General features: G+C 46.4%; 12 protein-coding genes. 5 read left to right on the top strand and 7 right to left on the bottom strand.

Annotated features, from left to right (window positions below; translation table 11 throughout):
- Positions 1–35: 35 nt before the first annotated feature.
- On the top strand, positions 36–1400 hold the full coding sequence (gene rlmD, locus BLQ32_RS18145; RefSeq protein ID WP_074511575.1) for a 23S rRNA (uracil(1939)-C(5))-methyltransferase RlmD: 1365 nt from the start codon (positions 36–38) through the stop codon (positions 1398–1400).
- A gap of 78 nt (positions 1401–1478) precedes the next feature.
- Here the strand turns inward: rlmD and BLQ32_RS18140 are convergent, their stop codons facing one another.
- On the bottom strand, positions 1479–2669 hold the full coding sequence (locus tag BLQ32_RS18140) for an MFS transporter (protein WP_074511573.1): 1191 nt from the start codon (positions 2667–2669) through the stop codon (positions 1479–1481).
- 79 nt (positions 2670–2748) lie between these two features.
- On the opposite strand from BLQ32_RS18140, the gene BLQ32_RS18135 reads away from it, so the two are divergent.
- Complete coding sequence (locus tag BLQ32_RS18135) at positions 2749–3129, top strand: OsmC family protein (protein ID WP_053166930.1); 381 nt, start codon at positions 2749–2751, stop codon at positions 3127–3129.
- Positions 3130–3458: 329 nt separating this feature from the next.
- Positions 3459–3650, top strand: a complete 192-nt coding sequence (locus BLQ32_RS18130) for an SE1561 family protein (protein ID WP_036805835.1) — start codon at positions 3459–3461, stop codon at positions 3648–3650.
- Between the two features lie 27 nt (positions 3651–3677).
- On the opposite strand, the gene BLQ32_RS18125 is transcribed toward BLQ32_RS18130, so the two are convergent.
- Together BLQ32_RS18125 and BLQ32_RS18120 are read right to left on the bottom strand one after the other, a co-directional pair.
- Positions 3678–4544, bottom strand: coding sequence for a YihY/virulence factor BrkB family protein (locus tag BLQ32_RS18125; protein WP_244890386.1), 867 nt, complete (start codon positions 4542–4544; stop codon positions 3678–3680).
- A gap of 98 nt (positions 4545–4642) precedes the next feature.
- Positions 4643–5179, bottom strand: coding sequence for a hypothetical protein (locus BLQ32_RS18120; protein WP_074511571.1), 537 nt, complete (start codon positions 5177–5179; stop codon positions 4643–4645).
- Between the two features lie 192 nt (positions 5180–5371).
- Between BLQ32_RS18120 and BLQ32_RS18115 the strand changes: the two genes are divergently transcribed.
- Positions 5372–6745, top strand: a complete 1374-nt coding sequence (locus BLQ32_RS18115) for an alanine/glycine:cation symporter family protein (RefSeq protein ID WP_074511569.1) — start codon at positions 5372–5374, stop codon at positions 6743–6745.
- Positions 6746–6803: 58 nt separating this feature from the next.
- On the top strand, positions 6804–7025 hold the full coding sequence (locus tag BLQ32_RS18110; RefSeq protein ID WP_036805842.1) for a DUF1128 domain-containing protein: 222 nt from the start codon (positions 6804–6806) through the stop codon (positions 7023–7025).
- A gap of 438 nt (positions 7026–7463) precedes the next feature.
- Here BLQ32_RS18110 and BLQ32_RS18105 read toward each other — a convergent pair whose 3' ends face one another.
- From BLQ32_RS18105 to BLQ32_RS18090, 4 genes are all read right to left on the bottom strand, one after another.
- A complete protein-coding gene (locus BLQ32_RS18105; RefSeq protein ID WP_074511568.1) occupies positions 7464–8450 on the bottom strand; it encodes a class I SAM-dependent methyltransferase in 987 nt (328 codons plus the stop codon).
- On the bottom strand, positions 8447–9757 hold the full coding sequence (locus tag BLQ32_RS18100; protein WP_036805847.1) for an FAD-dependent oxidoreductase: 1311 nt from the start codon (positions 9755–9757) through the stop codon (positions 8447–8449). Before BLQ32_RS18100 ends, BLQ32_RS18105 begins: the two co-directional genes overlap by 4 nt.
- A gap of 108 nt (positions 9758–9865) precedes the next feature.
- Entirely contained in the window at positions 9866–10777 is a 912-nt protein-coding gene (locus BLQ32_RS18095; RefSeq protein WP_074511567.1) for a pseudouridine-5'-phosphate glycosidase, read from the bottom strand.
- Positions 10774–11868 (bottom strand): carbohydrate kinase, encoded by a 1095-nt coding sequence (locus BLQ32_RS18090; RefSeq protein WP_074511565.1) that lies wholly within the window; start codon positions 11866–11868, stop codon positions 10774–10776. The genes BLQ32_RS18095 and BLQ32_RS18090 overlap by 4 nt, the downstream gene beginning before the upstream one ends.
- Positions 11869–12092 lie beyond the last annotated feature (224 nt).

The raw sequence follows: 12092 nt of genomic DNA, 5'->3' as shown, positions 1-12092 counted from the left end.
TAATGAAGGGATGATTACATTAAGGACGTGAAGAGATGAACGATAAACCGATCATAGAAGAAGGGCAAAAGTTTCCGCTGACGATCAAACGGCTCGGCATCAACGGTGAAGGCATTGGTTTTTTCAAGCGCAATGTCATTTTCGTACCCGGGGCATTGCCAGGGGAAGAAATCACCGCCCAAGTAACGAACATCAAACGGAATTTTGCAGAAGCCCGCATTTTAAAAATGCGCAAGCCTTCTCCGCATCGCCAGACACCCCCCTGCCCGATTTACGATGCGTGCGGCGGCTGCCAGCTGCAGCACATGACCTACAGCCAGCAATTGGTGGAAAAGCGTGACTTGGTCGTTCAAGCGTTGGAGCGTTATTTAAAAGGCACCGATGTCTTGGTCAATGATACGATTGGCATGGAAGATCCGTGGCATTACCGCAACAAAAGCCAGTTCCAGACCCGCTTGAAAGGCACAAAAGTGATTGCCGGCTTGTTTGCAGAAGGTTCGCATCAACTGCTGGATATTGAACAATGCCTGGTTCAGCATCCGGATACGACGGTCATTACCAATGCCGTCAAACGCATTCTGGAAGAATTGAAAATGCCGATTTATGACGGCAAGACGATGAAAGGCATCATCCGGACCATTGTTGTGCGCACCGGCCTTAAAACCGGCGAAATCCAATTGGTGCTGGTGACGACCCGTTCCAAAATTCCACAAAAGGAATTATTGGTGGAGAAATTGAAAGCAATCGATATTAACCTTGTGTCAATTGTCCAAAATATCAACAAAGAAAAAACTTCACTTATTTTCGGAGAAGAAACCATCACACTTTACGGCAAAGACACGATTCATGAAGAACTCGGCGAACTCGCTTTCGATTTGTCAGCGCGCGCTTTTTTCCAATTGAATCCGACACAAACCGTTAAATTATATAACGAAATCAAACGCGCCGCCCAATTGACCGGCACGGAAAAAGTGGTGGACGCGTATTGTGGAGTCGGCACCATCGGCTTATGGCTGGCAGACGGAGCCGGCGAGCTTCGCGGGATGGACATCATCCACGACAGTGTCGTCGATGCGAAAGCAAATGCCAAGCGGCAAGGCGTCAAAGCGAAGTACGTTACCGGCACCGCTGAAAAATGGCTTGAACTTTGGAGCAAGGAAGATTTCGTGCCTGATGTCCTGACAGTCGATCCTCCGCGTACCGGTTTGGCTGACTCCCTGTTAAAAACCATTTTAAACGTAAAGCCGAAACGTTTTGTTTATACGTCCTGCAATCCTTCCACATTGGCGAAAGATCTGCAGCAATTAACGAAAGTTTACCACATCAAATACATTCAGCCTGTCGACATGTTCCCGCAGACGGCACAAGTGGAAGCAGTCTGCCTGTTGGAAAGAAAATAACCAGCGAACTTAAGAAATACCGGTTCCTAAACGACAAAAGAACTTCCGAAGCGATTCGGAAGTTCTTTTTCTATCCACCTATAATGTTTCTTCAACTGCAGCGTTGGATTCTGTATTGCTGCGAAGAGCAATAACCGTGAAAATGACCAGCAGTATGGCGGCAATGAGCAGCAGAAAGCTCAGCTCCTCGGTAAGGTCAAGAAATAACCCGCCGAGAACTGGGCCTGCAAGACTGCCGATGCTAAAGGCGATGCCGCATAAAAGATTGCCCGTTGGCAGCAAGTCCCGGGGCATTAGGTCAGCCATATAGGAGATCCCCAAAGAAAATGTAGAGCCGACAAACATCCCAGCCACGATAAATAACGCTAAGGTTACCCAAGCGTTCGATTCGAAGAAACTGGCTGTCCCGAATGCCGCTGCCCCGCCAAACAAAGCAAGCAGCAGCACTTTGCGCCTGCCGATCCGGTCACTTAACGCTCCAAGCGGCAACTGGGTCGCAATGGCTCCGATTGAAAAGGCAGCCAGCATATAAGAGACCATCGCCACATCAATCGACTGCCTTAGCGCGTAAACCGGGAAAATGGCATTCAAGGAAGCCTCCAAAAAACCGTACCCCAAGGGCGGCAAGAAAGCGATCCAGCCAATGACGATAGCGGCTTTGAAACGTCCAATCGTCCCTTTTTGCGCCAGTGATCCAGCTGAAGTTTCCGGGAAATCGTTTCTCAGCAAAAATACAAGCGACCAGGCAATCAAGCACAGGATACCTGAAATGATAAACGGCAAGGCTTCAAAAATCCCGACGAGCGGAACGAACAAGGGCCCCGCTCCGAAACCGACACTAAAAGACATCCCGTAGATGGCGATATTCCGCCCAAGGCGGTGCTGCGGTGAAAACGATGTGATCCAGGTTTGGGTGGAAAAATGCAGTGCCTGGTCGCCGATGCCGATCAGCACCCGCAGAACAAACCAAAACAACACGCTTTTCCAAAGGGGAAACGCTAAAAGTGAAGCAATGACCAATCCGCCTCCCACCAAGATTAGCGGTTTATAGCCGAACCGGCGTAATTGCGGCTCCATAAAAGGTGCAATCACTAATGTTCCTATGTATAACCCTGTCGCACTTAAGCCATTTAATGCCGATGATACTCCGTCCTGTTCAAAGATGACAGCAATCAGCGGAAGCAGCATCCCTTGCGAAAAACCTGAAATTGAAACAATGGCGACTAAAACCCAAAACCGGGCGCGTTCGCTCTTTAAAAACATCTTCATCTGGACCTCCTGCTCAAGCACGTTCTTTTATCTTTCGTTAGAATTCAGATACAATTTTACCATAAGGAGGCGACGATAGATGAAATTTTCAATGAACGAAAACGGCTTTACCGGAACTTTGCCGTTCGGGGAGCTTTTAATATCAGGCAACGAAGAATATGGGTATCGGCCTTATCAGCTGCTTGTCTCTTCGTTGGCGGTCTGCAGCGGAGGCGTCATGCGGAAAGTGTTGGAGAAAATGAGGATGCCTGCAGAAGATATCCAGATTGAAGTAAAAGATGTGGTCCGCATTGAAGAAGAAGCCAGCCGGGTTTCCAAAGTGCATTTGCATTTCACGTTAAAAGGCGATATTGATCCAGCGAAAATGCCGCGTGTAATGGAATTGACGCGCAAGAACTGTTCGATGGTGCGAACCATGGAACACTCAATAGAAATCAATGAAACTTATGAAGTTCTGTAAACATAAATTAGGCTCAGTCCGTATCTGGTTTCAGATTCCGGCTGAGCCTTTAAGTTTTTGCAATATCCAATTGAATTTTCATAACTCGATTTCTTCGGCTAAGCTGCCGGTGAAATGTTCGAACCCCCTCCTTCATCTTCCTACAGCGATTGGTTTCGACGATTCACTTCGGCCTCCCCTCTCATTTGATTAACATTACCTTAACATGAAAAATAAATAAAGTAAATATTCAAAACATTTAAATGATTAAAATAACGCTTTTTACCTAGCTTTTATTGAATTTCTTACAGTTTTCAGCTATCATTAACAGGCGAAAAGAGGTGTTCCGAATGGGTAAATCCATAACAAATAAAGAACAGCAAGTCACTTACATGAAGCAGCGCTTAAACATGTTTTTGGAAGTATTGGATGCCATCGAGCCTGAAACTGCCGAACTTGAAGATATTGACCGCTTGATTGCCATGGTCGATGAACTGGATGATAAGATGCAACAGTTCAAATCACGCCCAAGCGGCGAATAATAAAAAACGATTCACGCCAAGGAGTAATCACTTGGCGCGAATCGTTTTTTTTCTTTTAAGCCGTAAAAGCCGGCGGCGCTTTTTCTTTTTGGTGGCGATCATGTCGCTTCTTCCCTGCATGACGGCATTGATCTGCCCCCCTACCAACAAAAGCATTGCTGATAAATACAGCCAAAGCATCAGCACAATAATACCGCCAATACTGCCGTATGTTGCCGAGAAGTTGGCGAAGTTATTGATGTAGATGGAAAAAACATAAGAAATGACAATCCATCCGATTGCTGTAAACCCGGCTCCGGCAATAACGCTTTTAACGTTCAACCGTATGTTTGGCGCAATCCAGTATATAACTGCACATACCGCAAAAATGATCAATGATGGAATGGTAAAACGAATGGCCCCCCATAATTCCAGGAACCCTTCCTCCAATCCAAGAAATGTAAAAATAATAAGTCCGACTTGCCGCCCGAAAATCGGCAAAACAAGCGCTACGATCAAAATGAAAATCATCAAAATAGTGGAAAGGATCGACATGCCGCGTGCAATCAGCAGCGGGCGGTTTTCCTCAACCCCGTAAGAAAAGTTCAGCGATTTTATCAGTGCGTCCATACCGAGGCTTGCTGACCAGATCGTCGCAATGATCCCGAAAGAAAGCAGACCGCCATTTTGCTTTGTCAGTATTTCAGTCAAAGTTTCTTGAATTAGAACATAGACTTCGCCTGGTGCAACTTCTTCCAGAAAACTATAAACTTGGTCTTCCGAGATATTTAAATACGGCAGCAATGTGATAACAAAAATAAGAAGCGGAAATATGGACAACAGGAAAAAGAACGCTAATTGCGCTCCTAATCCTAAAACGTCTATATCATTTATTCGTTTAAATACTTCTTTCAAAAACCCTTTTCCGGTTGTGACATCATGGCTTACCGCCAGATTGTGCAACCGCTCTTCCGGTTCTGAAACATGGCCTTTGTTTTTCGTTTCTATCGGAATTAGGCCTTTTTTGAAGAATTTGTGCCGGAATTATAACCTGAAGTTGATCCTGACGCCGATCCTGCCGTTGATCCAGCCGACGAATTTGAAGTTGATCCAAAGTTAGACCCGGATCCAGTAGAACTTGAATCATTTCCTTCAGTCAAAGATGAAGTAGCAGACGGGCTGTCTTCTTTCAAAGCTGACAACACGTCATCTTTAGAATCGATGACTGCATCTTTCGTATCAACAAATGCTTCTTTTGTTTCCATTGCCAGTTCTTTTACATGTGGAGTCAAGTCTTTCAATTCGTTTACTTTTTCTCCCACGTAAGAAGCGTCTTCAGAAATACGGGAATAAAGATTTTGAACTCTTTCAGTCTGCTGCTGTACAGCATTCACTAGTTCTTTTCTATTTTGAGCATAATATTGAGCACTGCTGCCCACTTTTTTCGATTTGTTCACTACATCATTTCGCGTGTTGCGGTCTAATAAAGATACGATTACACCAACCGCAGCTCCCATAAGTAATCCTGTTAATAGTTTGTTTTGGCTCATCCTGAATTCCTCCCAGTAATTGTAGTACTTGCGTCTCTTTTGGATTTTCCCTAATCTCCAGAAATTTAAACACATAGTAAATTTTATTTTTCAGAAAAACCTTGACTCTTTCTTTAATATTTCGGAATATTAACTCTAAAGGTGGTGAAAAAAAAGGGCAACACCACACTATACACAAAAAGGGGAAATATGATGGAGCGATTAGAATCAATTTTGGGCAGCATCAGCAGTTTTGTTTGGGGTCCACCTCTTCTGGTTTTATTGGTGGGAACAGGAATCTTTTTAACTATTCGTTTAGGCCTTTTACAAGTTCGTTATTTACCTTATGCATTAAAGCTGGTATTCACCAAAAACCAGGATACAAAATCAGAGGGCGACATCAGCCATTTCCAGGCGCTCTCAACCGCGCTGGCTGCAACAGTCGGCACCGGTAATATCGTCGGTGTTGCAACAGCCGTCATTTTAGGCGGACCGGGTGCCGTCTTCTGGATGTGGATGTCGGCCTTCTTCGGGATGGCAACCAAGTACGGAGAAGCTGTACTTGCAGTCAAATACCGTGTCGTCGATGCCAGAGGTTTGATGGCCGGCGGACCGATGTATTATCTGGAGCACGGCTTGAAACAGAAATGGCTGGGCGTGTTATTTGCCATCTTCGGTTCCATTGCTGCGTTCGGCATCGGCAACGGGACACAGTCGAACTCGGTTGCTGCAGTAGTCCGGGATACGTTTAACGTACCGACCTGGATTACCGGCATCATTTTGACGGTTTTCGCAGCTGCAGTCATTTTAGGCGGCATCACGACAATCGGAAAAGTTACTTCCTACTTTGTTCCGTTTATGGCATTGTTCTATATCATTGCCGGGGCGGTTATTATGGTAATGAACGTTGAATTGATCTTGCCGGCAATCGGCACGATCCTCACTTCTGCCTTTACCGGCGAAGCTGCAGTAGGCGGCGCAATCGGTGCCGCGATCCGATACGGGGTCGCCCGAGGGGTCTTCTCCAATGAAGCCGGCCTCGGTTCCGCTCCTATTGCCGCAGCGGCTGCCAAGACAGATATGCCTGGTCGCCAAGCCCTTGTATCGATGACCCAAGTATTTATCGATACTTTGATCATCTGTTCCATCACCGGCATCACCATCGTCATGTCGGGCATGTATACCGACAAGTCGCTGGAAGGTTCCGCACTGACAACGGCGGCCTTCGAACAATTCCTAGGGCCAATCGGTCCGATTGTCGTCGCGATTGGACTCATTTTCTTTGCTTCTTCAACGATCATCGGCTGGTCGTACTACGGCGAGAAATGTTTCCAGTATCTATTTAAAAATCCGAGCCTTTTGATCGTTTACCGCGTCGCCTTTATTGCGGTAGTATTCATTGGTGCAACCGTTTCTCTTGATGTGGTCTGGATGTTCTCAGATATTATGAACGGATTAATGGCTCTGCCGAACTTGATTGGGCTTCTCGGTCTATCGGGTGTCATTGCGCTTGAAACGAAACGCATTGTGGCAAAAATCAAAGAAGAAAAAGCAGAAGCGAAAGAAGCAGCACGCATTGGCAATTGACATTTTTTTTGAACAGTGAAATGATGGGTTATACCCTATCGAAAGGCAGGAATCCATTATGGACCTCTCACAACCGTCAAACGAAAATGTTTCTTTCATGATTGAAGAAATAAAAGCAAAATTGCGCATGGTCAATTCCGACGCAATGAAACCTGAACACTTCAATTCATCGAAATACGAAGACTTGAAAGAACTGTATGAAATGGTCGCAAGCCGCGACAACATTACGCCAAACGAAATGCAGGCAATCGCGCAGGAACTTGGTTCATTGCGCAAATAAAAGGCCCCTTGGTTTTCAGGAGTTTCCTGAAGTCCAAGGGGTTTTTGTTTTTTAAAAAGAAACGGCCATTTCAGCTTTTCTTATTGTCCAGCTTCAGCACCTAGCCCCTCGAGTCGCTTCGGTCTTTCCGGCGATGGCAAAGAGCACCATCTTCGGCAAGCCCTCCAGCGCTTGTCTAGTCTCCAGTGCCTAGCTCTTCGGGACATAAGCCCGCCCAATTACGCGGCAAAAATTGCCACTCCATTGGTCCGTCTTATGCCTGTCAGAGCTGAGCAGGCACTTCCGCTTTTCTCGATTCGGGGCTGACCAGGCGCTTCAGCTTTTCTTTTGTCCAGCTTCAATGGCCAGATTGTCGGGTCGTAAGCCGAACTGCCTGTGCGGCTGAAGACACGCCTCTTCGGCAGCTCATCTTACGCCTTTCGAATCTTAACGGCCATTTCAGCTTTTCTTTTGATACTGCGCGATGTACCAGCTGCCTTCTTTGATGACGGTTTTGATGCCGAGCATGGTGAGTCCTGCTTCTTCGCCCCATTCCGCCAGTTCCTGTCTGGTCGGCAGGCGGTAGAGGTTGTCGAAAGAAGAGAAAAAGCTGTTGAAGACATTTGCAAAAGGCGGGTCTTCGCTGCTGCCGGCGATTGGGGTGACAACTGAAAGAATGCCATCTTTCTCAAGCCAGGTGGCCAGTTCCGTGAACAGCGCCTGCCGCTTTTCCAGGTCGATATAGTGGATGACGTTGTTCATCATGACCATATCCTGCAGGCGTTCAGGCTGATACTGCCACAAGTCTGCATTTTCAATGACAATATTGTCATTGCCAGCGGTCAATTCCTTAGCGGTTTCCACGACTGCCGGACTGATTTCAATGCCGGTAAATTGGGTGTCAGGAAAACGGTCAGCTAGCTTTTTGATATATCCAGCTTCTCCACATCCGATGTCGAGAACGGTGCGGCTCCTGTTTTCCCGAATACGCTTGGACATTTTCGGCATAGCCAGTACTTCAAGCAAACGGCTGGTTTCCGCCACAGTGGGAGCATGTTTTTCTTCATCAAAATGGCGCCGGTTTTGATTCCGCATCATTTCGGGGTAACTGAGCAAAGTCGGGATGTGGAGCTCCATCATTTCCTTCAACAAAACGCCGGACGAATTATTGCCTTTCGGTTTCGGCAATTTCCAGGTGTTCCACACTTTGTAGCGCCCTCTCCCGGCTTCTTTCAAGTGGCCGATTGAGACTCCCACACTTACCCATTGGTGCAGCAAATCCTCATCCAATTGAAGGGCGTCCGCAACATCAAATTGGGTCACCGGGCGTTCAAAAGCTTTAAACAAATCCAATTCGTACCCTACATAAGCGTGCCAGCTATATAAAAACGGCTCATTGCGCTTCATATACATACGAGCCTTAAACATTTTCATCACATCAATCATAAAAGTCCCTCCACTTTCCACGGATAATCTTCTTCTCTGGTGAAATATTTCAATTCTTTTGTATCTGAAGTTAAATCCCTGCTTCGCCGAACAGGCATAATTCCGCCTTGGATAAAACGGTCTCGGACGTTTTCTTTCCACATGCCGAGACCTGAAACATTCAGCATCTGCTTAAAGTGAAGGATTGGATCTTCTTCCATGCGTTCAACTGTCCGTGTCCGCAGATAACTAACGGTCCGGAAAGGAAATGAATAGGCCAGTGCCGACAAATGGCTCAGCTGGATTACGTGTTCAGCCCGTTTATAACGCACTTTTTCAAACCAGTGCAGATTTTCAGGGCTCCGTTTTCCGGATTCGGCCATATCGGCCAGCAGCTCGCCTAGCACATCCGCATCTTGAATGGCCATATTCATGCCTTCCCCTGCCATCGGATGCACCGCATGGGCGGCATCTCCAATAATCACTTTATTCTCTTTTACATAGGATGGGGCATGGAACATGACCGGAATCATTAACTGGATTTTCTTCCAGTCCTGCAATTGTTGGACATAGCCATCAATGGAAGGCGCCAAATCTGTATAAAGTTTATGGAAATGGCTGATTGGTTTTTCTTTCAACTCTTGGTAGTCTCCTTCCGGTATCAAGTACACGCTTCGTACCTGGTTGTCCGGCAAAGGAAACAAACCCAAAAACCGGTTGTACGTCGAAATGATTTTTCCATCCCGGAAATTTTCAGCACGCGGAAAGGTGACGGTTAAGAAATGATGGTTGTAAGTGGTTTGTTTTATCTCAATGTCCATCGCTTTTCGCGTAACCGATGCCCTGCCCTCGGCTCCTATAAAATAATCAGCCTGTACTTCCAGTTTTTCTTTGCCTTTTTGCAAATGGGCGGCATTTCCATCAATTTTCTTTACGGTAGTTCCACCTAAATAAGAAAAATTGGGGTATTGTGAAGCGGCCTCACGAAGAATCGATTTCAGTTCTTCGTGATGCGCCATATAAGCGGCATTGTATTTTCCCGGAAGCACACTATAATCCAAAAAAGATTGATCGCGGACTGCCAGAGTGCTGGACAATTCCAGCATATCGAGCACTTTGATCTCATTGGAACGTTCTTCAATTTCTTCAAAAAGTCCCAGTCCATCAAAAATCTGCATGCTTTTAGGCTGCAGCAATTCACCTTTATAAGCAGGAGTTTTGGAAGTCAGACGTTCCGCAACGGTTACGTTCACGCCGCGCTGTGCCAACTTCAAGGCAAGTGTTAAGCCGCCGACTCCTCCACCACTAATGAACACATCTGTTTTCATAGGTTTCAGCTCCTTATTTCTATGTACCCGCAAACAATTGCAGAAGAAACCTTTCTCAAAGCACAAAAAAAGAAGCCCTCAAAGTTGAGAGCTTCTTTTCGCATTTTCTTAAAGTCCGTTATAAGCCACAGCCAATTTCGCGCCGACTTCAGCGTTATGTTTCACCAATTCGATGTTTGCGACCAGGCTAGTGCCTTCCGTCAATTCTTTTACTTTTCCAAGAAGGAAAGGCGTTGTTTCTTTTCCGGCGATGCCATTTTCTTTTGCTTCCACCATGGCTTGGTCAATGATGCCGTTAATGAACGATTCTTCCATCGCATGTTCTGCTGGAATCGGGTTGGCCACTACAGCGCCGCCTTTTAATCCAAGATCCCATTTCGCTTTCAATACTTTTGCCAAAGTTTCTACGTCATCTGCACGGAAAGTCAAATCAAATTCGCTTGCTTGTGTATAGAACGCCGGCATTTTATCCGTTTTATAGCCGATGACCGGTACGCCTTTTGTTTCAAGGAATTCCAGGGTCAAACCGATGTCCAAGATTGATTTAGCTCCGGCACAGACAACTGCTACACCAGTAGTTGCCAATTCTTCAAGGTCAGCAGAAATGTCCATTGTCGTTTCTGCACCGCGGTGAACGCCGCCAATGCCGCCTGTAGCAAATACACGGATGCCAGCAAGTTCTGCACAAATCATTGTAGCAGCAACCGTTGTAGCACCGATTTTTTTCGTTGCGATCAATTGTCCAAGATCGCGGCGTGAAACTTTTGCGACGTCCGGGCTATTGCCAAGAAGTTCAAGCTCTTCATCGGATAAACCGATTTTGATTTTGCCGTCCATAATGGCAATTGTTGCCGGGACTGCTCCGTTATCGCGGATGATCTGTTCAACGATGCGTGCTGTTTCCACGTTTTGCGGGTAAGGCATGCCGTGGGAGATGATTGTCGATTCCAGCGCCACGATCGGTTGGTTAGTGTCCATTGCTTGTTGCACTTCAGTTGAATAAGTAATCATTGAGTTCATAGTAGTTCCTCCAGTTCAATTTGTAATTGCATAGCCGATAACTCGGTTCTTACGGTTGATTCGCTTTGCAGCGTTTTCGCTGCATTGATTAGCCCTGTCTGAATGATTTTTTCAAACGGGTGGTCTTTTAAGTAACTGTGGATGATGCCGCTTGAAAACGCATCTCCGGCTCCAGTGACATCGAGAAGCTCCGGCACGTCGACTGCTGCGAAATGGCTGATTCTTTCACGGTTTCCTGCCATCACCCCTTCTTTCCCGGCGGTGATTACGACATTTCCCGCTCCATGCCCGAGTATTCGGGTCGCAGCATTTTTCCATGCTTCAGGAGAATCGATTTTGATGCTTAAAAAGCGTTCCGCTTCCCCTTTATTCAAAATCAGCCAGGTAATGCCGGCCAAATCTTCTCCAAGCCGGTCAATTTTAGGCGTAGAGACAGGAATGACAGCCAACGGGATATTGCGTGTTTTCGCCAGTTCCTGAACGTAGCGGACAGTTTCTTTCGGACAGTTCAAATCGATGACAAGAAAAGCAGCTGCCATCAACGCCGTTTCGTGGCGTTTGACGTATTCCACTGTCAGTGAATCGTAGATGGCCATATCGGCCATTGCCAAAATCATTTCCCCATCCGGCTCTAGTATAGCTGTATAGGTGCCGGTCGAAAGATCGTTCTGGGTCTTCGTTAATTCCGTATCCATGAAAGGCGAAGAGGTTTCTTCTATCAATTTCCACTCCGGATCGTTCCCGGCGATGGACATCAGTTTTACCCGATGGCCCATCCTCCCCAAGTTTTCCGCCACGTTCCGGGCGACGCCGCCGACGCTGCCCGAAACTGCTGCCGGGTTGGATGTGCCCATCTGCGCCGTTTTTTCCAGCCAGAACTTGCGGTCGACGTTCGCCCCACCGATGCAGACAACCGTTCCTTCGTCTGGCAGGATGTATGCCCGGCCTGCAATTTTCCCTTGCCGAATCAACCCGGAGATTAAGTTAGCTAAAGAAGGACGGGACATTTGCAACGAATCCGCCATCTCTTGTTGAGACAAATAAGGATTTTTCCGGATCAGTTCAATAACTTCCTGTTCCTTTTTGTTCAACTCCTCACCTCCCTTTCTAAACATTTGTTTAAATCATAAACTTTTATAATAAAAAATGCAAGGGAAAACTTTAAATTAATCCAGAAAAAGTGTCGGCTTTCCGCCTGGCCGCTCTTTGAAGCATTGGAAAGAAAGTGAAGCATGGAGCTGGACGGACATAGTATTTCCTGCTTTTGTTTTTCGCCATTGGAGTGAAAGTCCTGTTAAGAAAATTTCTATTCATG

The organism is Planococcus glaciei, assembly GCF_900099655.1.
Taxonomy (GTDB): Bacteria; Bacillota; Bacilli; order Bacillales_A; family Planococcaceae; genus Planococcus; species Planococcus glaciei.
The sequence above is the reverse complement of the archived record's forward strand: the minus strand, read 5'-3'. Positions and strand labels throughout refer to the sequence as shown.

Bases quoted from the DNA above. Each gene is read 5' to 3' on its own strand.
- BLQ32_RS18100 (WP_036805847.1), bottom strand. From the start codon at position 9,757: ATGAAAACAGATGTGTTCATTAGTGGTGGAGGAGTCGGCGGCTTAACA.
- BLQ32_RS18115 (WP_074511569.1), top strand. From the start codon at position 5,372: ATGGAGCGATTAGAATCAATTTTGGGCAGCATCAGCAGTTTTGTTTGG.
- BLQ32_RS18140 (WP_074511573.1), bottom strand. From the start codon at position 2,669: ATGAAGATGTTTTTAAAGAGCGAACGCGCCCGGTTTTGGGTTTTAGTC.
- BLQ32_RS18130 (WP_036805835.1), top strand. From the start codon at position 3,459: ATGGGTAAATCCATAACAAATAAAGAACAGCAAGTCACTTACATGAAG.
- BLQ32_RS18105 (WP_074511568.1), bottom strand. From the start codon at position 8,450: ATGATTGATGTGATGAAAATGTTTAAGGCTCGTATGTATATGAAGCGC.
- BLQ32_RS18135 (WP_053166930.1), top strand. From the start codon at position 2,749: ATGAAATTTTCAATGAACGAAAACGGCTTTACCGGAACTTTGCCGTTC.
- BLQ32_RS18110 (WP_036805842.1), top strand. From the start codon at position 6,804: ATGGACCTCTCACAACCGTCAAACGAAAATGTTTCTTTCATGATTGAA.
- BLQ32_RS18095 (WP_074511567.1), bottom strand. From the start codon at position 10,777: ATGAACTCAATGATTACTTATTCAACTGAAGTGCAACAAGCAATGGAC.
- rlmD (WP_074511575.1), top strand. From the start codon at position 36: ATGAACGATAAACCGATCATAGAAGAAGGGCAAAAGTTTCCGCTGACG.
- BLQ32_RS18120 (WP_074511571.1), bottom strand. From the start codon at position 5,179: ATGAGCCAAAACAAACTATTAACAGGATTACTTATGGGAGCTGCGGTT.